The sequence below is a fragment of the Sporosarcina oncorhynchi genome, from assembly GCF_033304615.1.
Taxonomy (GTDB): domain Bacteria; phylum Bacillota; class Bacilli; order Bacillales_A; family Planococcaceae; genus Sporosarcina; species Sporosarcina oncorhynchi.
The window spans coordinates 365,651-390,524 of record NZ_CP129118.1 but is presented as its reverse complement, the minus strand read 5'-3'; the positions used below and the strand labels follow the sequence as shown (position 1 = coordinate 390,524).

Annotated in this window: 21 protein-coding genes and 1 tRNA gene; 8 read left to right on the top strand and 14 right to left on the bottom strand. The window is 44.2% G+C overall.

Annotated elements, in window-relative coordinates; all coding sequences use genetic code 11:
* Positions 1–11: 11 nt before the first annotated feature.
* The gene (locus QWT69_RS01985) at positions 12–1,463 is read right to left on the bottom strand and encodes a phospholipase D family protein (RefSeq protein ID WP_317968462.1); all 1,452 of its coding nucleotides are present in this window, start codon (positions 1,461–1,463) and stop codon (positions 12–14) included.
* A gap of 301 nt (positions 1,464–1,764) precedes the next feature.
* A complete protein-coding gene (locus QWT69_RS01980; RefSeq protein ID WP_317968460.1) occupies positions 1,765–2,310 on the bottom strand; it encodes an RNA polymerase sigma factor in 546 nt (181 codons plus the stop codon).
* A 484-nt stretch (positions 2,311–2,794) separates the two neighbouring features.
* Between QWT69_RS01980 and QWT69_RS01975 the strand changes: the two genes are divergently transcribed.
* Entirely contained in the window at positions 2,795–2,977 is a 183-nt protein-coding gene (locus tag QWT69_RS01975; RefSeq protein ID WP_317968458.1) for a hypothetical protein, read from the top strand.
* Between the two features lie 64 nt (positions 2,978–3,041).
* On the opposite strand, the gene QWT69_RS01970 is transcribed toward QWT69_RS01975, so the two are convergent.
* Positions 3,042–4,280 (bottom strand): hemolysin family protein, encoded by a 1,239-nt coding sequence (locus QWT69_RS01970; protein ID WP_317968456.1) that lies wholly within the window; start codon positions 4,278–4,280, stop codon positions 3,042–3,044.
* 161 nt (positions 4,281–4,441) lie between these two features.
* On the opposite strand from QWT69_RS01970, the gene QWT69_RS01965 reads away from it, so the two are divergent.
* Positions 4,442–5,842: a dipeptidase gene (locus tag QWT69_RS01965; protein ID WP_431312306.1), complete on the top strand. Its 1,401-nt coding sequence runs from the start codon at positions 4,442–4,444 to the stop codon at positions 5,840–5,842.
* Positions 5,843–5,880: 38 nt separating this feature from the next.
* Here the strand turns inward: QWT69_RS01965 and QWT69_RS01960 are convergent, their stop codons facing one another.
* Positions 5,881–6,480: a nitroreductase family protein gene (locus tag QWT69_RS01960; protein WP_317968454.1), complete on the bottom strand. Its 600-nt coding sequence runs from the start codon at positions 6,478–6,480 to the stop codon at positions 5,881–5,883.
* Between the two features lie 180 nt (positions 6,481–6,660).
* Between QWT69_RS01960 and QWT69_RS01955 the strand changes: the two genes are divergently transcribed.
* Positions 6,661–7,509 (top strand): DegV family protein, encoded by an 849-nt coding sequence (locus QWT69_RS01955; protein ID WP_317968452.1) that lies wholly within the window; start codon positions 6,661–6,663, stop codon positions 7,507–7,509.
* A 39-nt stretch (positions 7,510–7,548) separates the two neighbouring features.
* On the opposite strand, the gene QWT69_RS01950 is transcribed toward QWT69_RS01955, so the two are convergent.
* From QWT69_RS01950 to QWT69_RS01940, 3 genes are all read right to left on the bottom strand, one after another.
* Positions 7,549–8,034, bottom strand: a complete 486-nt coding sequence (locus QWT69_RS01950; protein ID WP_317968450.1) for an amidase domain-containing protein — start codon at positions 8,032–8,034, stop codon at positions 7,549–7,551.
* An 80-nt stretch (positions 8,035–8,114) separates the two neighbouring features.
* Positions 8,115–8,870: an SDR family NAD(P)-dependent oxidoreductase gene (locus tag QWT69_RS01945; protein ID WP_317968448.1), complete on the bottom strand. Its 756-nt coding sequence runs from the start codon at positions 8,868–8,870 to the stop codon at positions 8,115–8,117.
* A 187-nt stretch (positions 8,871–9,057) separates the two neighbouring features.
* Positions 9,058–9,130: transfer RNA gene (locus QWT69_RS01940), tRNA-Ala, on the bottom strand.
* A 68-nt stretch (positions 9,131–9,198) separates the two neighbouring features.
* Here QWT69_RS01940 and QWT69_RS01935 point away from each other — a divergent pair.
* A complete protein-coding gene (locus tag QWT69_RS01935) occupies positions 9,199–10,218 on the top strand; it encodes a DUF2804 domain-containing protein (protein ID WP_317968446.1) in 1,020 nt (339 codons plus the stop codon).
* Between the two features lie 634 nt (positions 10,219–10,852).
* On the top strand, positions 10,853–11,323 hold the full coding sequence (locus QWT69_RS01930) for a YusW family protein (RefSeq protein ID WP_317968444.1): 471 nt from the start codon (positions 10,853–10,855) through the stop codon (positions 11,321–11,323).
* 43 nt (positions 11,324–11,366) lie between these two features.
* Here QWT69_RS01930 and QWT69_RS01925 read toward each other — a convergent pair whose 3' ends face one another.
* The 3 genes from QWT69_RS01925 to QWT69_RS01915 form a co-directional block, all read right to left on the bottom strand.
* Complete coding sequence (locus QWT69_RS01925; protein ID WP_317968442.1) at positions 11,367–13,196, bottom strand: ABC transporter ATP-binding protein; 1,830 nt, start codon at positions 13,194–13,196, stop codon at positions 11,367–11,369.
* Positions 13,177–14,919 (bottom strand): ABC transporter ATP-binding protein, encoded by a 1,743-nt coding sequence (locus tag QWT69_RS01920; RefSeq protein ID WP_317968440.1) that lies wholly within the window; start codon positions 14,917–14,919, stop codon positions 13,177–13,179. Before QWT69_RS01920 ends, QWT69_RS01925 begins: the two co-directional genes overlap by 20 nt.
* Before the next feature lie 166 nt (positions 14,920–15,085).
* Positions 15,086–15,997, bottom strand: a complete 912-nt coding sequence (locus QWT69_RS01915) for a DMT family transporter (RefSeq protein WP_317968438.1) — start codon at positions 15,995–15,997, stop codon at positions 15,086–15,088.
* A gap of 133 nt (positions 15,998–16,130) precedes the next feature.
* Between QWT69_RS01915 and QWT69_RS01910 the strand changes: the two genes are divergently transcribed.
* Positions 16,131–17,783: a sensor domain-containing protein gene (locus QWT69_RS01910; protein ID WP_317968436.1), complete on the top strand. Its 1,653-nt coding sequence runs from the start codon at positions 16,131–16,133 to the stop codon at positions 17,781–17,783.
* A gap of 90 nt (positions 17,784–17,873) precedes the next feature.
* Here QWT69_RS01910 and QWT69_RS01905 read toward each other — a convergent pair whose 3' ends face one another.
* The gene (locus QWT69_RS01905; RefSeq protein WP_317968434.1) at positions 17,874–18,329 is read right to left on the bottom strand and encodes a threonine/serine exporter family protein; all 456 of its coding nucleotides are present in this window, start codon (positions 18,327–18,329) and stop codon (positions 17,874–17,876) included.
* Between the two features lie 14 nt (positions 18,330–18,343).
* Complete coding sequence (locus QWT69_RS01900; RefSeq protein ID WP_317968432.1) at positions 18,344–19,084, bottom strand: threonine/serine exporter family protein; 741 nt, start codon at positions 19,082–19,084, stop codon at positions 18,344–18,346.
* 415 nt (positions 19,085–19,499) lie between these two features.
* On the opposite strand from QWT69_RS01900, the gene QWT69_RS01895 reads away from it, so the two are divergent.
* Both QWT69_RS01895 and QWT69_RS01890 read left to right on the top strand, forming a co-directional pair.
* Positions 19,500–19,808, top strand: coding sequence for a DUF3784 domain-containing protein (locus QWT69_RS01895; RefSeq protein ID WP_317968430.1), 309 nt, complete (start codon positions 19,500–19,502; stop codon positions 19,806–19,808).
* 490 nt (positions 19,809–20,298) lie between these two features.
* Complete coding sequence (locus tag QWT69_RS01890) at positions 20,299–20,694, top strand: hypothetical protein (protein WP_317968428.1); 396 nt, start codon at positions 20,299–20,301, stop codon at positions 20,692–20,694.
* Between the two features lie 82 nt (positions 20,695–20,776).
* Here QWT69_RS01890 and QWT69_RS01885 read toward each other — a convergent pair whose 3' ends face one another.
* Positions 20,777–22,924 carry a beta-propeller domain-containing protein gene (locus tag QWT69_RS01885; RefSeq protein WP_317968426.1) on the bottom strand — a complete coding sequence of 716 codons (2,148 nt, stop codon included), beginning with the start codon at positions 22,922–22,924 and terminating at the stop codon, positions 20,777–20,779.
* 388 nt (positions 22,925–23,312) lie between these two features.
* Positions 23,313–24,749 (bottom strand): DDE-type integrase/transposase/recombinase, encoded by a 1,437-nt coding sequence (locus QWT69_RS01880; RefSeq protein ID WP_317966486.1) that lies wholly within the window; start codon positions 24,747–24,749, stop codon positions 23,313–23,315.
* Positions 24,750–24,874 lie beyond the last annotated feature (125 nt).

Here is a 24,874-nt window from a genome sequence, read left to right as displayed (position 1 = left end):
TGCGTCCTTTTTTAATACGTTGTCACTTTTAATAGTTCTTGGAGACGATAAATCCCTCTTTGGAAAAATGTAAAACTGTCTTGATATTCTTCGAAATCCAGTGTGTACATCGCATCTTTATTGTTCCAAAGTCTATCGAAATAGTCATCGATTTCTTTCGACAGTTCGCTGTCACCCGGCGCGATGATTCTTAAATTCGCTTCCAGATTGTAGTTATTTAATGTTCTGTCCGTCAAGTTCGCAGACCCATTCGTAATATACATCTCATCTTTCGTACGGATTGTCACAAGCTTTGTATGGTATTGGCCCATGACCGTATTATACCAGCGCGCCGTGATGTTGCCATCGGTTTCATCCATCATCTTCTGAAGAACAGGACGGTTGGGCAGGCCTGACTTTTCATTTCCGAAAGAGTTTTCGTTCGGATCGAGAATCATTTCGATGTTGACGCCGCGATTTGCCGCATCGACTAGCGATTCCACGACTTCAGGCATAGCGATGAAAAACATGCCCATTCGGATAGTATCACCTGTTTGTGCGACTGCAATATCACCAAGCAGCGCCTCAAGGATTTTCTTTTCCGTCAAATACTGAACCGCATATTCTCCGTCATCAGGCGATTCTACTTTGGCACGTGGCAACGTACCGCCATTTGTATAGCGGACAACTGCCTCTTCCGCCTCCAGTATATCGTTGAGGACTGCGCCAGAAACCTTCATGGCTACATTACCATGAAACCCGCTAGCATTATGTGGATTACTTGATGTGATGAGCGCTTCCTTTTCGGTGACAATCGTCTTCCGATGATTCGCCTTCACATTCAAAAGAATCATATAGGAATACAACGTCATTTTTGGCGCTTTACTCGCCATGGCATTAGTAATCCATCCATTCTTCTCAAAATGTGCCCATCGGAAAATTGTCCGATAGAGTCCCGAATAGATGGGTGTCGAGTCGCGTAACTTGTCAAGATTGGTATAGACAACTTCGATAGCTGCATCTTCCATCGCATCGAACCATTTCGATTCATATGAGCCATAGCCTGTATTGAGGGGATCTGTTATAAAAATGATTTCCATGTCAGGATTGGCCTTTTTCTTTTCTACTAGCTTTGACGTAAGTGTTTGTGCGATTTCCGGAAAATCTTTGTCCTCATCGGTATAGTGATCCATGAGGAAGAAATCCAATACGATGAACGATTCGGCTTCGTCAATCATTTTATACACTTCATCAAAAATATGATTTTCATGCATCATGCCGCCACCGTCTTTGTTCTGCGCAAACGTGAGATCCGTGAACATTTCTACGTCATCGGTCCAATGGATGTCCCCTTGGTAGTTGATGCCTTCCGGCAACGGTTTATATGTATGCCAACTGATGACTCCGATATAAAGGAATAAAAAAAGCAGGACTGCCAGTAACACAATCCACCTCGGTCTCGCCCATTTGCGTTTACGCCCCATACAATCCACCTCATTTTCTATTAGGTAGATTCCCTTTTGCGCCTACTTGCAAACTAGATAAGATTCTCATTACTATTTTCTATTTAATCAGGTGGAAACCGCTCAACCTGTAATTTCCTTACTTACTAGAAAACGTCTAAACAACAGACCAATATTAGTTTGCAAAAACCATTCAGCGCGAAGCAGTGAGGATGAACCAAAAGGTTTTCCGCGATTCTGCAAAGACACTTACATGATGTAAAAGAACAGGCGAAAGGAGTATCTCCCTCGCCTGTTCTTTGCAATGTGAAGCTTTCTTATTTTATGCTGTAACGTATTCTTGTACAGATGTGTCGTCCATCATTAATTCCTTTAAATATTTCTTCGCGCGGAACAAGCGTGATTTTACCGTTCCGATTGACACTTTCATCAGATCCGCAATTTCAATCAACGAATATTGATGCACATAGAAGTATTCAATTGTTGTGCGATAAATACCGTCCAACAAGCTGATTTTCTCCTGCACCATGACTTGGATATCGTTCTGCTCGACCATTTCTACAGGTGTCGGCATATCACTGGGAACCAGATCGAGTATCGGAACGTCCAATGTATCAGGTTGGTTCATTACGTGTTTGCTTCGTCGTACATCTTTGCGGTAACGATCACGGAATGTATTCATACAAATGGTTGTCAACCACGCCTTCATGCGATCGACACCATCCATTTTGCCACTATACCGGACGACTTTCACCCATACATCTTGCATGAGGTCTTCAGCCTCTTCTTTATTACGCGTTAATTTCAAACATAAGTGATATATATAACGGCCATATTCATCGTATAGCTCAGTCAAGTCAATTTTCATCCCAAACGCCCTCCGTCTTGTAACTGTTAACCTTATTATCAGCCAGATGAACATTACAAACTATCGGTTTGGCTTTCACCAAACTTACAGATTTGTAAGCAACGAAAAGCGGAGGGCGCTGGTTCAGATGCGACAGGCATAAGACAGAAATGCGAAACGGCGCTTTTTGCCGTGTAGCAGAGCTGACTTATGACCCGAGCATCTAGCGCCCGAAGCTGGACAGTAGAAAAGCGGAGGGTGGCGTATAGCTGCGACAGGCGCTGGAGGGATAGCAGAAAAGGCGGCTTTTTGCCTTTACTGCTATCCTGAAGCGACCCGAGCAGTTGCCACCCGAAGCTAGACAAACGAAAAGCGGAGGGCGCTGGTTCAGATGCGACAGGCATAAGACAGAAATGCGAAACGGCGCTTTTTGCCGTGTAGCAGAGCTGACTTATGACCCGAGCATCTAGCGCCCGAAGCTGGACAGTAGAAAAGCGGAGGGTGCTTGTTCGAGGTTAAGCGTTTCTCCGGCAATGTTGAGCGGTTTTACATCGAGGTTGAGCGGTTCTCCGGCAATGTTGAGCGGTTTTACATCGATGTTGGGCGGTTCTTAGGCCATGTTGAGCGGTTTTACATCGAGGTTGAGCGGTTCGCGGGCCATGTTGAGCGGTTAAGCGTTATTTGCTAATTAATGGCAAATCAAAACTGCCCTGCATCTGACGAATAACATCAGATGCAGGGCAGTTTTATTATTATTGATTTTCTTCAGTACGTTTCGTAATTTTCATCTTTACAATACGGCTTCTGTCCAATTCCTCAATTTCAAAAAACAGGTTTTCGTATGTAAACCGTTCGCCGGGTTCAGGGACGTGACCAAGTTCTTGCATAACGAAACCTCCGATTGTTTCGTGATCTGTCGGCAGTTCGGTTCCAAGCAAGTCGATGGCGTCAACGATTTCAAGACGACCGTGACAGATAAGGACGTGATCATCCTTTTCATAAATGAGCACTTCTTCATCGAAGTCAGTTTCGTCTTCGATATCCTGTCCGATCATCTCTTCAATGATGTCTTCGTGCGTAACAATGCCAAGCGTGCCGCCGTATTCATCCAAGACAATTGCCATATGTTTCTTTTTGGACAACATCAGCTTAAACACTTTTTCGACACTGGCTGTCTGCACGACGAAAAGCGGTTCGTCATCAATCAATTCGGACAACTTCATTTCAGGTTTCATTGACCATTCAATCAGCATCTTCGAGTAGAATATACCGACGACTCGGTCAATGCTTTCCTCGTAAATCGGATAGCGCGTATAGAAGTATTCGAGAATTGTGTCACGCACTTCTTCATACGTCGATTCAATCGGTAATCCAATCACTTCCGTACGATGCGTTTCCATGACATCCGATACATCCTTGTCAGGGAAATCGAGTACACCTTTAAGACGCTGGGACTCTTCCTGTTCGAACGTCCCTTCCGTCGATGCGATATCCACCATCGATCGTAGTTCTTCTTTTGTCAAAGTCGCTTCCGTCACAGCCCCTTTGGAGATAATGCGGATAAAGACATTTGTGAATAAAGCAAGTAGTGCCGTCAACGGTGTAAGCAATTTGACGAGGATGGAAATTGACGGTGCAACGACATATGCCACTTTATCGGCAAATGTTGCGGCGATTGTCTTCGGTAATACTTCACCAAAGACAATCAGAACGACTGTCAAAATCCCCGTCAACACGCCCACTTGCAGGCCTCTGTCGATGGCAATCATCGTTACGATTGTGGGCATCATAATGTTCGCTATATTATTACCTATAAGGATCGCCGTAATCATCCGGTCGGGTTTTGAAATGAGATCCCTCAGTTTGATCGCTTTGCGGTCACCTTGTTCGGCTCGCAATTGCACTTTCATGCGATTAACAGCAGTAAGTGCGGTCTCACTTCCTGATAAGAAGAAAGACATGAATAAAAAGAACCCTAGTGCAATAAACAAAAGTGATTCCTCCCGGAGTTTCTGTAGTTCGTCAGTTCGTTCATTTAGTAACTTTTACATATCATATCACACTCAACTTCATACGTCCGTTAGAATAACTTGAATCCGTCTGACATGATATACTACCTGTATTGGTAAAATACTTGTTGAAATGAGGGATTATGTTGAATCATTCAGAAAAACTTGATACGTACTTTACATCTAAAAGAGAAGAGCATCTGGAACAACTGAAAAACTTTTTACGCATTCCAAGCATCAGCGCACTATCTGAACATAACGGAGATATGCGAACAGCCGCAGAGTGGTTGAAAGATTCATTGCACAAAGCAGGCCTTGAAAACCTCTCCATCGATGAAACTGAAGGTCATCCTGTCGTTTACGGCGATTGGCTCCACGCTGAAGGAAAACCGACGATTCTATTCTACGGTCATTACGATGTGCAACCTGTCGATCCGTTAAATTTATGGGAGAGCGGTCCATTTGAACCTGAAATCCGCGACAATAAACTGTATGCACGAGGTTCGAGTGATGACAAAGGACAAGTGTTCATGCATGTGCTTGCGGTTGAGGCTTTAATGAAAGAAAATGGCACTCTGCCGGTCAATATTAAGTTCATCATTGAAGGCGAAGAAGAAGTTGGCAGTCCGAGTCTAGAAAAATATATCGAGGATAATAAAGAAAAACTAGCTGCAGATATTATTGTCATTTCCGACACAGGAATGTACGGTTCAGGAAAACCAGCAGTTTGTTACGGCTTACGCGGTCTTGCAGGTGTCCAGATTGACGTTAAAGGTGCAAAAGGTGACTTGCATTCAGGCATTTATGGAGGCGGTGTCCAAAATCCAATACATGCCATTGCTGACATCCTTGCATCCTTCCATGACAAAGAAGGTACGATTGCAGTGGAAGGGTTCTATGAAGATGTACGTCCTCTTGAAGAGGAAGAGCGCGCGGCTTATGAAGCGCTGAACTTCGACGTAGAAGGATTGAAAGAGGAAATTGGCGTAAATGAACTGTTCGGCGAAACAGGCTATTCCTATCTGGAACAGACATGGACACGCCCTACACTCGAAGTAAACGGTGTATTCGGCGGGTTTTCCGGCGAAGGCATCAAGACCGTATTACCTGCTGAAGCCGGGGCAAAAATTACTTGCCGACTCGTCCCTGACCAGGATCCTGAAGATATCGTAAAAAAATTGAAAGCGCATATCGAGGCACATAAGCCTGCTGGCGTAACAGTAACAGTTAGCGAATTCGATAAAGGGAAACCTTTCATCACACCATTCGATCACCCGGCCATCCAGGCTGCTGGACAGTCTTATGAAAAAGTGTATGGCGTCCCGACTGCATTCACACGCATGGGTGGTTCAATTCCAATCGTTGCAGCGTTTGACGAAATTCTGAATCTACCGGTTGTCCTTATGGGCTTCGGTCTATCGAGCGAGAATTTCCATGCCCCTAATGAACACTTCCATTTGGAGAACTTCGACAAAGGATTACGTGTCATTGTCGATTATTACGAAAGAGTCGCCGCCTTTTCAAAAGACGACTTGAAGAAATGAATAAAAGGCAATCCGCGTCATAACGGATTGCCTTTTTCTTATTGTTCTGTTGCCGCTTCTTCGTCATCCACACCGTAATATGTGACGATATCTTCTAAAGGCGTGCGCACACGGTTTTTCGGAATGTCGTCGTAATATCCGAACTGCAGCATACTAATGATACGTTCACCCGGCTTTACGCCCAACTCTTCACGAAACTTCGGATTATCGATGAATGGAGGTGTTTTCCAACATGTGCCGATTCCCTGATCCCAGGCAAGTAACATGGCATTTTGGATAAGCGCGCTTGCACCTGCATAATCTTCAAGTCTTTCTTTCTGGCGAACGTCTTCTTTCACGATGACGAGAACGACAGCACCAGCTCCACTGAATTTCTTCATCTGTTTTTCAAGATCTTCATCAGAAAGTTCTTTCCATTTAGGAACGCCATACTCTTTCAGCACTTCTTGGAATTTGATATATTCCAGGTTGGCTGCAACGATGAATCGCCACGGATTGCGCAAACCGTGATTCGGTGCCCATCTCGCGTCGTCCAAAATTGTCGTTATGTTATCAAGATCAACCGGCTGCCCGTTAAAGTTCTTAACCGAACGGCGATTGATAATTGCATCTCTTACGGATAATGCTTGTTCATTCATAATTCGGGACTCTCCTTTAAATCATTCTATCCTTCATTATACACGAATTCAGTTAAACGGGGGTATTCCCTAGAAGTCTCTCCTATTCACCCCACCAAATACATTATTGGTATTCCTTGAAATTACTTTCTGTAGTATAGTAATAAAAGAAGTGAATGTTTTGAAAAGGATGGCTGACTAATGACAAAAAAACCAATGGCTTGGATAGTAGACAGTACTGCATTTATTCCAGATGAATTAAAAAATCACCCGGATTTCTATTCAATTCCGTTGAATATACATTTCGGTGAAAAGCAATTTAGAGACGGAATCGATTTAACGAACGACGAACTATACGAAAACATTAAGAATGCCGAAGAGTTCCCAAAGACTTCCCAACCTTCAGCAGGCGAATTCGCGGAGACATTTAAGCAGATTGCAGAAAACTATGAACAGGCATTTGCCGTTCATTTATCAAGTGAGCTAAGCGGCACACTTGCATCTTCCATGGCAGGAGCAGACATCGCGGAGTTCCCGGTCACTTTCGTCGATTCTCTCTCTCTTTCTTACGGTGTAACGGGGTTAATTGAAAAAGCAATGGAGATGTATGAGCAAGGTGTCTCCGTCGAAGACATCAAGAAACGTCTTAATGGGATGGCCGGAAAGGTAAATAACTATATCCTCATGGGCCAACTCGAACAATTGTACAAAGGCGGAAGAATGAGTGGTGTCCAGTTCTTCCTTGGCAGCTTGCTGAAAGTAAAACCGGTTATTCAGATTTCTGCGGAAGGTAAATTGGAAGCGACCGATAAAGTTCGCTCTGAAAAGAAAGCGCTTCAATATCTTGTCGATAAAGTCGTGGACGGTTTTCCGTCTGGGGAAGGCAAAATCCATCTTATGCAAGGGCATGTCCTGGAACAGGCAAAATTGCTTGAGCAGATGATTCATGAAAAATTGCCAAATCTTGAAATTGTCATCGGGGACGTCAGCTCGACACTTGCTGTGCATGCCGGTGAAGGAACGCTTGCAGTGCTGTGGTACGATGAATGAAAAAAGAGACGGATTGCCGATTATGGCACCGTCTTTTTATTATGAAAACTGGTCGTTTATCTTGAAAAAGATGTACTTGGCATTTGGTGAATAGGCATAGGAATCCTTGTAATCCCACGTCCGCCGGTAGGCATCATATGTGTGGGCATTAACGAGCGGTATCGGTCCATCTATGGATGTGACGATTGTCGTATGGTCAAATCTTCCATCCCCTTGAAAATCGTAACAGATAACATCACCAATATCGAGATCGTATACAGAATCGACTCTTTTAGCTGTTAATCCTTTCGTAGAGCTCCCCAAGTACCAGCGCATCGAATGAGCGACCGACCAACTGAAACTCCAGTTCCCGTTCTGTAGCCACCAACCACGTTCGCGACCTGGATAGCCATGCATCGGTGCTCCACCCGCCAACAAGCATTGAGAAATGAAATTCGTGCAATCTACATCGAATGATGGGAATGCCGGATTTCGGGCGTTCCACCATTCATCTGCATACCGGACGGCGGCTTCCCTATTATACATTCATCACCCTCCCCTCCTATTAACGTATGAGGGGTGTGTAAAAAAAAGAAGACCCCAGTTCAAAGGGCCTTCCACTCTTTTTAATGAAGCATAATTGACCCGCCGTCAACCATGATTGTTTGTCCTGTAATATACTGTGAGTCTTCAGAGGCTAAAAATACAGCTGCTCGACCAATATCTTGTTCAATATCACCGAAGCGACCTAGAGGGATTTTCGCCTTCACTGCTTCATAATACTCAGGTTGCGCTTTCGACCATGCTTCTACGCCAGGCGTATTCGCAAGCGGGCTGATGATGTTAACGTTAATGCCAAACTGACCCCATTCGTTTGCAGCTACTCGGGAAATGCCGCGAATCGCTTCTTTTGCCGCTGCATATACACCTTGTGTCGCGTGACCTTCAAGTCCCGCGCCTGATGCGAAGTTGATGATATTCCCTTTTGTTTCTTTCAAATAAGGGAGAGCCGCTTTCATGAGATAGAATGTTGGGTAAAATCCAGTTCCGAATGACAAGTCTAAATCTGCTTGTGTCGCATCTTCAAGCGTCATTTGTTTGGATGCATGCGCATTGTTTACAAGTACATCGAGCTTGCCGTATTTATCGACGACAGTTTTGACGATATCGCCTAAATTTTTATGATCCATCAAGTTAGCTTGGATGAACATGGATTTTGGAGAAATGGTTTGTAATTCTGCTTCTGTCTTTTTACCCGTTTCTTCGTTCAAATCAACAATTGCAACAATCGCTCCTTCTTTTGCCATCGCTTTCGCCATGCCGCTGCCAATTCCGCCCGCTCCACCTGTAATAATGACAACTTTCTCTTCTAGTCTGCCCATTGTTACATCTCCTTAATTTATCGTTATATTTATTTTAACATCAAACTATAGGACCTGTAAAATACTTTGCTTCTACATACTATTGGCTTGCGATTTATTTCTATGCCTAAAACAAAAACAGCACTTTTCACCGGGTTCCTTTAGGGGAATTTGGCGAAAAACGCTGTTTTGATGGATTTTTTCTATATGGAGCATACCGGGCTCGAACCGGTGACCTTCACACTGCCAGCGTGACACTCTCCCAGCTGAGCTAATGCCCCGACTATCTGATACAATATAGATTATAGCAATGACTTTTATAAAAAACAATAGATGGGGGGCAATCTTTTTGCAACATGCTGAAAGGGAAATTACGGAACCGGTTTTGCTTTGTGATAAAAAAGGTTTATTGAATCCTGAAGCAATCGGTTTTGCCCGTCGACCTTATATAGAAAGCAATCTTACAGGACATTTTATGCGTAAGAAAAAGTGGAATCACTGGTCTGTTTTTGGTGAAGATCTTTTATTCTCCGCTACCATTATCCACTTGGATTACGCGGCGATCTGTTCTGTCTACATACTCGATTACGAAACACAGCGCTTTTATGAAAAGCAAATCTCTCTTCCAATTGCTCGCAAGGTGAAGATGCCGGATTCCGTACTTGGAAATGTGAAATTCATTGACGAACGGATTTCGGTCCAACTTGTCCACATTCAAGGAGAGACGCATCTATCTGTTACAATCCAGGATTTCGACAATGAAGTGTTGCATGCGGATTTGCATATTACGCATCCTGAAGAAGACGAATCACTCAATGTCGTCATTCCAAGAAAGCGTGACCTGTTCCAATTTACCGCGAAGCAACTGACATTGCCGACACAAGGTTTCGTGAAGATCGGAAAACGAAGGTATAACTTCAATCTTGATTATAGTTTTGCGGTACTTGATTACGGACGTGGTATATGGCCTCGTGAAGCAGAGTGGAACTGGGCGCTTGCCTCGCAACGCGTCGGCGGGAAGCGCATCGGTTTGAATTTCGGCGGTACATGGACAGACGGTACCGGCATGACGGAAAACGCGGTTTTCGTAGACGGTGTAATGACCAAAATCCATGAAGATGTCCTTTTCACGTACGATAAAGATGATTTAATGAAAGCCTGGAAAATTCACACAAAATTCTCCGACCAAGTCAATATGACATTTAACCCTTTCTTCGAACGAACAACGACTACAAATGGACAGTTGATGAAAATGACAGTGAAACAAGTCACCGGTTATTTTAACGGGTTCGTCAAGCTCCAAGATGGCAACACGTTGCGAATTCGACAAATGCTCGGCTGTGTCGAAGATCGTCATATGAAATGGTAAATAGCCGATTGAACAACCGTTGAATGATGCGGTTGTTTTTTGATGAATAGATTTGGATTGTGTTAGGTGCATGAGGCGCGTGTCAGTGAGTCTTCGTACTGAATGATTACCGCGGTAGGCTTGATCGTTTTAGGAATGAAGTGCGAATAGCTTGAATTGGAACTTGCAACGAAACGTAAAGCGTTCGCAACATAACATACACTCCGCGTATCGAAACGTAAAGGTGGCGTATCGAAACGTAGCGCGCGTAACGAAACATAAAGCGTTCGCAACACAACGTTCACTCTTCGTATCGAAACGTAAAGGCCGCGCATCGAAACGTAGTACGCGCAACGAAACGTAAAGCGTTCGCAACACAACATACACTCCTCGTATCGAAACGTAAAGGCGGCGCATCGAAACGTAGCACGCGTAACGAAACGTAAAGCGTTCGCAACATAACGTACACTCCGCGTATTGAAACGTAGCGCACGCATCGAAACGTAAAGCGTTCGCAACACAACGTAAACGGGTGATAAAACAACATAAACCCGCCAATTTCATTCCCCTCCAAAAATGTCTGCACCGTTTAGTGTTTAGTTTCTTCAAATGAAGGAAATTAATAAGTAGAAACTAAACTGGGAGGTATGTCATTATGGGAAAGTTTTTTAAAATAAGCGGATTCCTCTTTTTTGCTGCCTTGTTACTTGGCGCATGTGGCAACTTAGGGAAAAATGCGGACGAGCCAAATCGTGACGAAGCGACACTCATACATGAAGATGAAAAAGAAGGCGGCTCGCTCGATACAGGAGATGGCTACGGATTCGATAAGTTTGACTTGGAAATTGACGTAGACGGTAAAGATACGGTTGAAGCGAACTATGAAATGGAGCGCGATCTTGAAGCAGAGTACAAAAATAAGTTGGCCGGTTTGGACTTGAAGGAAGACGAAGCGATGGTGAAACTGGATGAGATGTTCATCGATATTATGTTCACCAAAGATACGTCACAAGAACAAGCGATTGAAAAACTGATGACGTGGTTTGGACTGGATACGTATACGAAATTCGATTTAGAAGTCCATTTCGACGATGGAACGAAACTTGATTTCGAAGACAAAAAGTAATTAAAAGCATAGGAAAAGGCTGCGCAAATCCGCAGCCTTTTTCTTATACTTTCGAATCCATGAGCATTGTATAGTAAGTGCCTTGGCGTTCGATCAATTCCTCCTGCGAACCTGATTCGATCAGTTTCCCTCGACCCATGACGTAGACAGTATCCGCTTTTCGCACCGTATTCAATCTGTGTGCGATAACGAAACTTGTCCGTCCTTCCATCAAACGGTCAAGCGCTTCTTGAATCTGAAGCTCGGTGACGGTATCGATGCTACTTGTCGCTTCGTCGAGCAGCAGCAACACTGGATCCGCGACGAGCGCCCGGGCAATCGACAGCAACTGTTTCTGCCCCTGTGATATTTCTCCCCCGTCCGCCGTCAGCACGGTATCATATCCATCTTCGAGACGTGAGACGAAACTGTGCGCATTTGCGCGTTTGGCAGCTTCAATCACCTCTTCGTCCGTTGCGTCCAGCTTCCCGTAACGGATGTTTTCCATAACCGTCGCTTCAAACAGGAACGGATCCTGTAACACGAATGCGGTTTGACTGCGCAAGGTTGAACGCGGCAAGTCACTGATCGGGATTCCATCTATTAGGATCTGCCCTTCATTTGCCTCGTAAAAACGGGCTAGCAGCTGCATAATCGTTGTCTTTCCAGCGCCCGTCGCACCGACGAATGCCACTGTCTCCCCAGATTTCACGTGGAATGAAACATCCTCAATTGTGTAGCCGTCCGTTTCTACAGCATAGCCAAACGATACATTTCGAAACTCGACCTCACCTTTGAGAACAGCATCCTGATAATCGGTTGCGTCATCTAACTCGATCGGTTCGTCCATAATCTTGAATACACGTTCAGCACCCGCAATCGCGGAAAGCACTGTGTTGAACTGGTTGGACAGGTCGTTAAGCGGTCTCGTGAACTGACGCGCAAACTCTGAGAAGATGACGATTGTTCCGATTGTCACAATCCCGTCCCCTCTTAAAGCAAGCAGTCCGCCGACACCCGCAACAATCGCGAAACTGGCATTATTCAGCATGTTCATCACTTTTGGGATAAAACCGGAAAATGTCAATGCCCAGAAGCCTGTTCTGCGCAAACGGTCACTTTTTTGCGCAAACTCTTCCATGACCCGCTCTTCCTGTGAAAACGCCTTTACAATGCGCTGACCGGAAATCGTCTCTTCAATCATTCCGTTCAACTCTCCGACCGCCCGCTGCTGCTCTTTGAATAAAAGCCCGGTGCGTCTTGTGATCCATCGAATGGCGACAAACATGATCGGTACGATTGTCATCGTTAGTAGTGTCAGTGTCGGACTTAAGTAAAGCATCACACCAAGCGTTCCTGTCAACGTCAATATACTTGAGAATACTTGAATGAAGGATGAATTCAATGTTTGGCTGACGTTTTCGATATCATTCGTAACCCGACTCATCAATTCTCCATGCTGCCGTTTGTCGAAAAATGTCACAGGCAGCTTTTGCAGATGGCTAAAAAGACCCGTCCGTAGTTTAAAAACAGACTGTTGCGCGATTCCTACCATCCAGAAACTTTGGAAATAAGTCGCCAGTGATAACCCCAAATAGATGGCAATCAGAATGGCAATTTGCTTGCCAAGACCGTCGAATTGCATCGGGATGATGTGATTGTCAATAATTTTTCCGATTAGGAATGGGCCGAGCAGCGCAAGGACGGAACTGACGAGCACAAGTGCCAGCACAGTCACGAGAAGCCCGCGCTGTTCATCGACAAGTTGCCAGATGCGTTTGAGTACGTATTTCCAATCGCTCGCCCGCTCGACTTTCTTTTTGTTCGGCCCTTTTATGTCTTCTTTTTTAATGATTGGTTCATAACCAAATGGTTTACGAATGGTCCGTAACATCTGTGATCGCCTCCTCTTCTGACTGGGATTCCGCAATTTTTCGATACAAAGCGGATTGCTTCATCAGATCAGCATGTTTGCCATATCCGACGACTTTCCCCTCATCCAATAGAAGAATATGGTCTGCACCGATAGCCGTCTGCACTTTCTGTGTGACAACAAGCATCGTCGCCGCTTCCTTTTCAAGGGATTCCCAAAGTGCCATTTCTGTTTTGACGTCCAGTGCACTTGTACTATCGTCCAGAATGAGGATGGACGGCTTTCGAACGAGCGCTCTTGCGATAGACAGACGCTGCTTTTGTCCACCTGACAAGTTGACACCTTTTTGTCCGACACGCGTCCCGTACTTTTTAGGGAACAGATCGATTGATTCGTGGATCTGTGCTTTTTTCGCGGCCTCTTCCAACTCATCCGGCGCAGCTTCGACATCGCCCCATGATAAGTTTTCCAAGATGGAACCCGTAAATAGAATGGATTGTTGAGGAACGAGACCGATTGCATCGCGCAAATCTTTTAATCCCCACTCATTCACTTCCACCCCACCGACGTAGATTTTTCCTTCTGTCGCTTCAAAAATGCGCGGAATGAGATTCAGTAACGTCGATTTCCCGGAACCTGTCGCGCCCATAATAGCAAGTTTTTCACCAGGCGCCACATGGAAGGAGACATTGTCCAAAATCGGTTCAGGTTTCCCTGGATAATGGAAAGAGACGTTTTCAAAACGCAAATCGCCGTCGAAACGAGTCATACTTGAACTTTCAGAGTTGTGATGCTCCAAATCTTCATTTGCAAGCAACACTTCTTCCATACGTTCAGAAGATGCTTTCGCGCGAGATAGCGCAACAATGATGAATGCAAACATCGAGAACGCACCCGTCATCCGCATGGCATAGTTGACGATTGCAACGAGTTCACCGACTTGTGCATCACCATTACCGATTTCAATTGCCCCGAACCAAAGCACAGCCATCAGACTGACGTTCATAATGAACAGCAGGACAGGCAAAATGAGTTCCATCATCCGCATCGCTTTTACAGTATCGCGGCGTAAGTAGTCAGCCACTTTCGAAAAACGGCTCGCTTCATACGCACCGCGCAAATAAGCTTTGATCAAACGGACAGCCTGTAAATTTTCCTGGATGACACGGTTTACACGGTCCAAACGTTTTTGGACATTTGAGAAATACCCAACACCTTTCCGAGCCATGATGACTAGGAATACAAGAAGAACTGGTGCTCCAATAAGGAGGTAGAGCGCCAATTTGACATTAACGACGAACGCCATGATCAAACTACCAAGAACGAGTAGCGGTGCGCGCATCATGATTCGAAGTGCCATGAAAAGGACGTTCTGCGCCATATTAACATCACTTGTCAAACGCGTAATTAGACCCGCAGTCGGGAAACGCAGGAATGTCGCCATGGAGAACGCCTGCACTTGGCGAAATAATGCTTGGCGTAAATCGAACGCAAAACTTTGGGCAGCGTGCGCCGCAAAGTATGAATTGATAACTCCGGAGAAAAGTGCGACGAAGGCAAGCCCCATCATGACACTGCCCCATGTCCAGATGACATTCACGTCACCTGAAAGAATCCCGTCATCTATAATTTTGGCGATTAATAACGGTTGGATAAGCTCAACTGAAAGTTCCGTGAGCATGAGAATAATTGCGATAATTATTGGCCATTTATATGGCTTTGCATAAGAAAACACTGTTTTCATGAATCAATACCCCCAGAAACTGTTTCGTATTACGAATTATTTTCTTTTGTCACCATTATGCCATATCTTTTCTGTCCTGTATAGGCACTAGCTTGAATTGCCTAGGAATTTAGATTGTTCATTCAAGCGTAAAGAAAGAACCGATACCATAAAGGCTACCGGTTCTTCAATCTTGTCTCGCTTCTTTTATTCTGCTGCCCGCTACGGATAAGCCTGTTATGCCAAGCAACATAATGATACCGCCGGCAATCTGCCAAAAACCTAACACGCTGCCAAACCAGAACATCGAAACAATCATCGCTGTCAATGGTTCAAAGCTTGATAGGATACTTGTTTCAATGGGTGAAATATATTTCATGCTTCCGAGGAACAGGACAAAAGCTACTGTCCCGATAAGAATGACAAGAAACAGCATGCCTGTGACGTCCCAATCAGCTAGCGTCTTTACTTGGCTGCCGAACTTGAAAATATTCAGGATGAATAGAGCAAGCCCTCCGATAAGCATACCCCAACCAACAGACAACAGAACGCCCCATTCATTCATGAGACGCACTGGATAAAGCGTATAAAATGCGAACGCGAACCCTACCGTCAGCCCCCAGAAAACCGCTGATTTAGTTAACGCAAAGCCCGATAACGTGCCATTAGTTAGTAATAAGAACAACCCGACCATTGTCACAATCATCCCGATGACTTGCGCTGCGGGCGGATTCTTCTTCTGTCTTAGCGATACGAACAGAATAATGTAGATGGGTGCGAGAAATTGAAATAACGTAGCGATAACTGCATTACTCGAATCAATGGAGGCTGCAAATGAAAATTGCACACCGAGCATGCCGAAGATGCCGAACAGGAACAGTTGGCGTGACCACACTTTGAACCGAAGTGGTCGTATCACCTGTACACCTTTCATCTTCAGAATAAGCAAGATCGCTCCCCCCGCAACCATCAGCCGAACAATTAGCATAAAGGAGATAGACATTTCGCTTGTAGATAGAATCCATTCTATCATCGGCCCCGTCGCTCCCCACATCATTGCACCTATGACAATCATCAAAATCCCTTTTATTCTATCCATAATACCCACCACCTTACAAACCATTTTATCTTGTTCAAAAATCTGGTACTATTTTCTTAAATAGGGTACTGCATAATAATCACATTTCCTATATACTTAATACATATTTCATTTCGAGAGGAGACAGAGATAGATGGATTCGGTATATATAACGAATGAAACCGAAATTCCCTATATCATGGACGGTCTCGTGCAATTCTTTATGGTGACACGTACGGACGGTGACGGCTTGATCACATACGCCAATCACAACTTTTTAGCTGCAAGCAACTGGACACCTAAACGTATACTTGGAAAGTCTTTCTGGCAGATGTTTTCCGACAATGAAGAAGCACAAGCGCAGGCGCATGCAATATGGAGCTTTATATCCACAGGTAAGCCGTGGTTCGGTACCGCTGAAAAGTTGACGAGAAATGACGAACCGTACTATGTAAAAATGACGGCGATCCCCACAATGAACGAAGAAGGTTCACTGGATTCCGTCACGTTTTTGGAACTGGATATTACAGAAGACGTGGAATTGCAGAAAAAACTCCAGCATATCGCTTTTATCGACTTTGAAACCGGCCTTATGAGCCGGCACAAGTTAGAAACGATGGTAAACGAGTTCATCGGAGAAAACAAGCATTTCTCATTCGTCTACATTTCGATTGACCATTATTACACATTAAAAGATTTACAGTCATCCGATTCGGAAGCCGTTCTGATTCAGGAATTCACAAATCGACTAAAACGCTTTTTCCAGGGCGATCCGATTGCTCGCATCGGTGTAGGGCAATTTGTCATCCTCACCTCTTTCGGTGAATGGTTTGTCCAAGGGTTTTTGGAATTTTTAAAGGAACATCCCATTTATATTGAAAACCAATCCCTTCCGCTGTCAGTGAGCGGAGGCATCGTTCGCTATCCCGAAGACCAACAGACATACACACAACTCGTCAAAGCGGCACTAGCCACGACGGAAAGTATTACCGAACAGGGTGGCGGACGAATTTCTTCTTTATCCGCACAATCTCATAAAGTGCTGAATCGCCGATCAATCATCGACAAAAAAATGTTGACCGCACTCGATCATAAAAACTTGCAGGTCGTCTACCAACCGAAGCTCGACATTGCATCCGGCAAAGTGCTTGTCTATGAAGCTCTTGTTAGATGGGAAGACAAGGAGCTCGGACAGATTTCACCTGACGAATTGATTCCAATCGCCGAAGAGAACGGTCTCATTAACGCCATCGGTGCTTACGTCATCGAAGAAGCTGCAAAATTCGCAGTTACGCTTATGAATGAAAAGCCCGATATTAAGATTTCCGTCAACACATCCGTTAGGGAATTCAGCAACTCATCTGAGATGAAAGAGAAGTTGACATCCATTTTGAGAGAGACAGGATGCCCCGCAAACAAAATTCAATTGGAAATTACGGAGAAATTCGCTTTCCAGGCAGAACAGGAACGCGCCATCATCAGACAGATGAAAGAACTGCAAGATACCGGAATTCGCTTCATCCTTGATGACTTCGGAACTGGCTATGCGTCATTCAGATACATGCAGAACTTACCGATTTCCAAAGTGAAAATCGATAAAATCTTCATCCAATCATTATTGACAATGCCAAAGACGAGACAGCTCGTCGAAGGCATGATCCTGTTCGGCAAATCGATGGGACTTTACGTCATCGCAGAAGGCGTCGAAACCGAAGAGCAGTTCGTTGCCCTAAAAGAGATGGGCATCGATGCCGTTCAAGGCTATTATATCGGCGTGCCAATGAAACAAAGCGATATTATCCAATAACATATAAGGAGCACCCGATTCGACACGGGCGCTCCTCTTTTCATTTTCTCAAGTAACACGCAGATTTGTATACAATCGATGAGGCACTTCCTATAACTGACGAACATTTCTTTTGTTAAATCGCGACCGGAAGATCAGTTGAATACAGACCTCCGCGAACACAAGGCCCATCGCGATCGCACCAGATATCATGAACGCTTTTGTCGCAAATGAAATGGCAATTAAGTTATCATTTTCAACAAAATGCCGCATCGCATTATACGCTGTACCTCCCGGAACGAGCGGAATGATGCCTGCAACACTGAAGATAATCATCGGCGTCTTAAATCGTTTGGCAAAAATATGTGCAAAGAGCGCAACGACGAAAGCACCTAGGAATGACGCTTGCACAGCATCCCCCGATACAACCTCAAACACACTGTATATCATCCAGCCCGCACTTCCTACAAACCCGCAGTAGAATAACATCTTACGTGGTGCATTAAAGATGATCCCGAAGCCGATTGCCGCAAGAAAACTGAGGACTGCCTGCATGATCCAATCCATTTAACCCACCTCTTTCAGAATGACAGGACAAGCGCAACGCCCGCACCAATTGCAAAGGCGGTCAGAAATGCTTCCGCGCCTTTTGATAATCCTGACATAAAATGACCAGCCATCAGGTCACGTACAGCATTTGTAATAAGCAACCCGGGGACAAGCGGCATGACGCCCCCGATAATGATTTTATCGAGTTCCGTTCCAAGGTTCGTCTGGACAGCAAAAAACGCAACAAGCGCAACGCTTAACGCTGCCAGGAATTCAGCAAAGAATTTCACTTTCGTCAATTCTTGAATAGCTGTCACCATCAGGAAACCGGCACCTCCCGCAACAAATGCAGCAAGTACATCGCTCCACATCCCGCTATATAGCATAAGAAAGCAGCTACTTGCGACACTTGCAGCAAGCAACTGCAGCCAAAAGGGAAACATGACATTCGCTTTCTTGATCGCTACAAGCCGCTCGTATGCTTCTTCGAGCGAGTAGTCCCCTTCAGAGAGTTTACGAGATACATTGTTGACGAGCGCAATCTTCTCAAGGTCGGTTGTCCGGTTTTTAATGCGCACGAGTTTGGTATGATGCGGGCTCCCCGGCGACAAGATGATCCCAGTCGGCGTGACAAAGCTTTCGATAGCAGTCAGTTCCTGCGTTTTAGCCATGCGTTCCATTGTATCTTCGACGCGATAGGTCTCTGCCCCCGCTTCCATCATAAGCCGACCGGCAAGCAAACAGCAGTCGATTGCCAGTTCTTTATCGGTCATTACTGTCCCCCGCTTCCATCGTCCTTTTCTTTTAGTTTAGTGCAATAGAGGGGAAAAGACAATTTGAAAACTAAAATGAGTTTTTCTACCAGACGGCTTCGCTAACCAACTATTTCCGCTTTAACTCAAGTGCGTCACGGCGAACACAATAGGTCTACTATTTCTACGGAAACCGTGTACATTTAGACAGAAGTGCACGAGAAATTAGCGCTTTATATCATAAACCCATTCTTCATTACGACTCCTACTGATTCCTCCCCAAATTGACGCCCGCGCTACTAGCAACAGAAAGTGGTATATATGAACAGTTCTTCGAAAAATGCGGCAAATAAATGAAACTTCTAAAGAATTCATCCGTATTTAAATTTAGTAAGTACTATTTTGTAAAATAATATAGTTATTGGATGGGATACAAATGGTGATTATTTTGTTGGTGATTGGATTATTTTTAGGTTTAGGGGTTGTATTATTTAACGGAAAAGGATCTTTTTTAATAGCAGGATTTAACACTATGCCTTCAGAAGAAAAAGAAAAGTATGATGTCATTGCACTCTGTAAGTTTGTGGGAAAAATGATGTTCGCTTTGGCATTTAGTATGTTTTTTTGGTTTCTCAGTGAAGCTTACGATAGTCAATTGTTGTTCTATATTGGCCTAATTCTTTTTTTAGCACTCGTTGCTTTTATGCTTATATTTATAAATACAAGAGACAGATTTAAAAAATAGGCTCTCAAGTAGTATAAGCGGATTTCTGACGAGGTTGAGCGGTTCGGGGCTCTGGTTGAGCGGATTTCAGACGAGGTTGAGCGGTTCAGGGCTGGTTGAGCGGATTTCGGACGAGGTTGAGCGGTTTGGGGGATATATTCAATCGTGGCTTCAAAGAAACTATTGACTATTTCAGGATAGTAAGTGTATGAAACTTTGCTATAATTGAGGGCAATTGTGGCACAAGTTTTTGACAGATACTTTGTTGATTGAAGCGGAAGCCGGCGACTTTGGCAGAATCAGCGAGAGTCGTAACAAAAAAAGGCTTTTGCTCAGACAGGTGAAACACCTGGCGAAGCAATTCAGAGGGGTGTATTTCACCGCCCGCCCCCCAGAATGCGTCCGGCTACAGCGCAGATTAACGGTTTCAAAACGGGGGCAATGATTACATAAAGGCTTTTATACAATCAGATCACTTTGTTAAATAGCAAATAAACAGGAAGGCTTATACATGAAAAGTCGTATAGGGATAGTATTAACTTTCATTATTCTAGCAATTCTTTCAGGATGTTCAGCAAATGCAGTTATTCGGGTTGGAACTCCTGTTCATACTAGCGGAAACGAAGGAATAGAGTTCCATAAGGAGATTACGGATTCCAAATCCATCGAAGCTGTGAGAGGAATCATTGATAACGTGGAGGAGATAGAGAAACCGCAAGACTTAAATAAGGAGCATGAGACCTTTTTTTCACTAGATAGACCTAAAGAAGGTATAGCTGAACTATGGTTATATGTTTATTATCAAGATGATGGTAGTTCGATTTTATATAAAGATGGCGCAGAAACTTATTTCGCACTTTCTAAACAGGAAACTACTAAGTTAAGAAACATCATTGATCTAGATTGATTCCCAGTTAAGCTAACGATGACGTTTGTCGTTTTAAGATTACACATGAAAAACGGAGCCATACAGAGGCTCCGTTTTTCATTCATTTAAATTCTAGCGTACTTAACTCCTTGAAGCCATCAATTTGATAGCTACTAATCCCACCTCTAGCAATTGTGTAGATCGTTTCTCCACTATACACTAGCCGCTGGACTTCTTTTCCCCAATCTTCGTATAGCTGCCCTGAGGCTTTATCCTTTACGAGGTTCCCTTTTAATAGAATCCCTTTTTCAGGAGTAATCTCATAAACGAGCGCGCCAGATCCTTTATACTCGATGTCAAATTCTTTGCTACCTCCCTCGTACATGGTGACAGGAAAGCCGAAAAGGTTTCGCGCTTTATGTTGCAGTAAAGCTTTATGGTCGTATTGTATGGGTGAGTACGTGCCCTGTCCGCCGATAATTTCGGTGTCTTGTTCTTTTGGATTATGGAAATCAGTAACATCGAACAAAGACAGTTTCATACCCTTAGTGGTAATGAAGGGTTCTCCGCCTGACGGGTTCTTTTTAGCGACGGTGTCATAGCCGAAGCCAATCAGATGGTTTTCATCGAGTGGATGTAAATAGTTTGAGAATCCTGGAATTTTAAGTTCTCCAAGTACTTCCGGTTTAGACGGGTCCGCCACATCGATAACGAATAATGGATCTGTTTCCCTGAACGTCACCATATAAGCTTTATCCCCCATGAATCGTGCGGAATAGATGCGTTCCCCTTTTGCAAGACCTTCGATAGAGCCCGTCAATTCCATGTTTTCATCTAAGATAAATAAGTGGTTTTGGGAAGGATTCGCTCCATCCCACATATTCCCTTCCGTCATAACGACTCGGAAGTGGCCGTTGGATTCATCCATGGAGAACTGATTCAAAATTGAGCCTTTCAACTCAGCAGTCTTGAGATAATCAACTTTTGTACCGTCCAATTTGAACTTATAGAACTCTGTGAATACATTCGTAGGGTTCCAGATAACAGCCCGGGAACCACGGTCAGCGAAATCCATATCATACCTCTGAGCTGTCAAATAGAGATGATTCTTATTCATATATAGTTGGGCACTGCTTCCGAGAAAACCTTTCGTTTCAATACGACTTTCAACTGGTTTAGATAAATCGATGGCCGTAATGACTGTGTATGTTGGCTCTGTCGCCCCTGGTAAGATAGCGATGTCTTTTAATTCCATGTACTTGCCCTGCTTGTCATCAGACGAATCGAATACGACCGGGCGAAGGGCATCCCCTTCAATTGCGCCCATCATCCAAATATCGGGATGTACATTTGTTATGAGGTAGATGATACTGTCTTTTTTTCTCGCATTGTTCAAGTAGCCTTCTGCACCGACTTCTCTAATCAGTTGAGGATTCTCTCGATCTTCGATGGAGTAAATCTGTACCGTCGTCATATTATTGATCGGTAACATATTGTCCGCCAGTTTCTCTCTTTCTTCAAAAGGAAACATCTTATCGGCGATGACAATTAACAGTTCCTCGTCAAGGAATAATTGAGAGGGATAGGAATTATCTTCCGTCTTAATAACAGATGCAATTTTCATCTTCTGCGGATCTTGTACATCGATGATTTGCACTTGTTGATTGTCAGAAATAGCGTAAATATAATCGCCGTCTGTTTTGACGATATCGGATTCATCTACGCCTTCGACTTGGACATTCGTCGTTGAATAGTCAACACCTCCGGAAGATGAGGAGGATTTCGCAGCATCCATTGAAGCTTCTTCCTCAACTTCTATACCACCGGAAAACTCGATACCTCTCATCTGTTTGGCGTTTTTAAAGTAAGCGGTCAACTCTTCTTCGGAGCTGACTGATTCGATGACTTCATACATCTTAAATTCAATTTTATCTCTGTCCAATATTTTATAAGACTTTCCGCCAACAGCTTTCTTGTCAATATGCAATGTATACGTGCCAGACTCCAATCCATCTACCTTCAATGTTTTGTTGCCAGACAGCAAGACAAATTCAGGATTCACTTTATTTCCATCTTGGTCTGTCACATAAATATGACCAGCTTGGATAGAATCGATCGCCAATGGTGCTGAAAAATTAGCACTCCATCCCCTGTCACCTAAGGCAGAACCAGAAGCAGAGACGGATACTTTATCGACAAAAAATGCAAATGTGAGTACAAGTATGGCCAAGACGACGGAAACACTGAGCCAAATAATCGGTTTTCGCATCACTACACCCCTTTTATTGTTTCTCTTACTAAATAGACTCCTTTAATTCATTTTCGTTTCACTTTTCTAAAAACATTTTTCCGATAAGTTTTGAATATGATAATCTTAAGTAGTGGGACAATTAAAGGTAGTGTCAAAATTTCTATGAAAACTCAAATTCGCGACTCGCACTACAGTAAGTCGTCGGCCATGTACCGCAATCGCTCTTGACAAACAGTCGAAAAAGGTTGCGTAGTGTGCACCAAGGGCGAAGGGGACAAAAAGAAGACATGACAAATAGCCCTTGACTTTAACCAATTTTAACCTTTTTCTCCGTTCGGTTTGTCAAGAGTTCGCTTCGCCGATTGCTCGATTCACGATGTTCCCAAAAGCTCAGCTAAACAAAAAGTCAGCTGGCATTCTCGGTCAGCCACTGTTGCGATAGTTCAATCAGTTTCGTCCATCGAGCGGGCATGTGAGGCATTTCCTTCAATTCTGGGACAATCACAGGTACCCGGCCTTCCAAGGATGAATGAGGACGGAGAAAGTTGAAGTACGCGACAAACAGCGTCACGTGAGAAACCGATCCATCTTCGGAACCAAAGCCATGGGTGGCGCGGTAGTTCCCTTTAAATGTCCGGTTCAAACGCTCGATGATTTGCTTCAATGGACGATATTCAGTTGACACAGGGTCTTCGTTTGTCAGCCCGATTACACGTGTCACATCAAAATGGATATCGTGTTGCGCAAAGAATTGTTGGGCCAACAGGTAGATAGGGTTTCCGTCCACCACGATGTTCAAGTTCTCTGGAATGGTCTTCATCTTCCTGAACATATCATCCAGGGCGCGAATCGCTGAAAAGGTGTCCCGATTCGGTGAAGTCCGATAGGACAGGATGACCTTCTTAGCGGCATCGAAAAAGAAGAAGATGTAATGCCAGCGCCCGTTTACACGGATGTAGGTTTCATCCCCACAGAACTGATCAGACAACTCGTACGGGAAATTATCCACAAAAGGCTTCACCGTCAACGCAACACTGTTCATGTAGTTCAGCACACTTTGATGAGAAATATGCACGTTATGAACGTCTCTCATCAGCGCTGCGGTCTTCCGTGCGGAGATGCCATAGTTTACGTGGTACGTAAGAATGAGCCCGAGTGTGTGTGAAGACACATAGATCCTGGAGAGATCCACCTTAGGTTGAACCGGGGACGCATCTGCCATCGGTTTGAAATCGAATTGAAACTGACGGTAAATATACCGAACTTTGAAGGCCTGGGGATCTTCCTTGAATCGTTTCTTTTCTGCTTGTGTCATTTGGCGCAACTTCTTTTGGTAATAGGAACAGTCATTGTTCTTACATTTGAAAACGTCGAAGTCCTTTCGTTCTTTTACTTTTTCAAGTGTTTTTAAGCAGTGGGGACATTTGAGGATGGCTTCCTTCAGATACCGGCTTTGTTTATTAAAGAGGCATCCGCAGACTTTACATTGGAATTGCCCTTTGTCTCCGTTGTTCGCATACAGGTAGCTGGATGGAGCACTACACCGCGGACAGCACAGCTTTTCAGGAACGCTCGATTTGGCATTCTTTCGTCGCTGGACGGGTTTTAGAGACTTCCCATGGGCTTTAAAATAATCATCCAATAAGTCCTGAAAGGACAGCTTCTCGAGTTTCTCCAGAACGGGAAGCTCATCAATCTGAAGTTTTCGATAAGGCTTGTCTACAGGCTCATCGGGCCGCACACTCCCGACGGCCTTTCCAAGCACTACCGTAAGTAACGTAATAATAATTGTGTGCTGGTACTTGATATATTGAAGTAAATAAGCTAATAATTGAGGGTACAACTTGTCACTTCCTATTCTGGATGTTGGGTGTCTGGTAACCTCAATTATCCGTAGAATTTAGGGGGTGGCAAGTTTTTTTTATTGAAACCCATAATCTATAAGGATTTATTAGCTTTTTACTATAG

Bases quoted from the DNA above. Each gene is read 5' to 3' on its own strand.
- QWT69_RS01980 (WP_317968460.1), bottom strand. From the start codon at position 2,310: ATGAAAATTGACTTGACTGAGCTATACGATGAATATGGCCGTTATATA.
- QWT69_RS01890 (WP_317968428.1), top strand. From the start codon at position 20,299: ATGAAAAGTCGTATAGGGATAGTATTAACTTTCATTATTCTAGCAATT.
- QWT69_RS01895 (WP_317968430.1), top strand. From the start codon at position 19,500: ATGGTGATTATTTTGTTGGTGATTGGATTATTTTTAGGTTTAGGGGTT.
- QWT69_RS01945 (WP_317968448.1), bottom strand. From the start codon at position 8,870: ATGGGCAGACTAGAAGAGAAAGTTGTCATTATTACAGGTGGAGCGGGC.
- QWT69_RS01900 (WP_317968432.1), bottom strand. From the start codon at position 19,084: ATGACCGATAAAGAACTGGCAATCGACTGCTGTTTGCTTGCCGGTCGG.
- QWT69_RS01950 (WP_317968450.1), bottom strand. From the start codon at position 8,034: ATGTATAATAGGGAAGCCGCCGTCCGGTATGCAGATGAATGGTGGAAC.
- QWT69_RS01905 (WP_317968434.1), bottom strand. From the start codon at position 18,329: ATGGATTGGATCATGCAGGCAGTCCTCAGTTTTCTTGCGGCAATCGGC.
- QWT69_RS01885 (WP_317968426.1), bottom strand. From the start codon at position 22,924: ATGCGAAAACCGATTATTTGGCTCAGTGTTTCCGTCGTCTTGGCCATA.
- QWT69_RS01910 (WP_317968436.1), top strand. From the start codon at position 16,131: ATGGATTCGGTATATATAACGAATGAAACCGAAATTCCCTATATCATG.
- QWT69_RS01985 (WP_317968462.1), bottom strand. From the start codon at position 1,463: ATGGGGCGTAAACGCAAATGGGCGAGACCGAGGTGGATTGTGTTACTG.
- QWT69_RS01915 (WP_317968438.1), bottom strand. From the start codon at position 15,997: ATGGATAGAATAAAAGGGATTTTGATGATTGTCATAGGTGCAATGATG.
- QWT69_RS01930 (WP_317968444.1), top strand. From the start codon at position 10,853: ATGGGAAAGTTTTTTAAAATAAGCGGATTCCTCTTTTTTGCTGCCTTG.
- QWT69_RS01965 (WP_431312306.1), top strand. From the start codon at position 4,442: ATGTTGAATCATTCAGAAAAACTTGATACGTACTTTACATCTAAAAGA.
- QWT69_RS01920 (WP_317968440.1), bottom strand. From the start codon at position 14,919: ATGAAAACAGTGTTTTCTTATGCAAAGCCATATAAATGGCCAATAATT.
- QWT69_RS01925 (WP_317968442.1), bottom strand. From the start codon at position 13,196: ATGTTACGGACCATTCGTAAACCATTTGGTTATGAACCAATCATTAAA.
- QWT69_RS01960 (WP_317968454.1), bottom strand. From the start codon at position 6,480: ATGAATGAACAAGCATTATCCGTAAGAGATGCAATTATCAATCGCCGT.
- QWT69_RS01955 (WP_317968452.1), top strand. From the start codon at position 6,661: ATGACAAAAAAACCAATGGCTTGGATAGTAGACAGTACTGCATTTATT.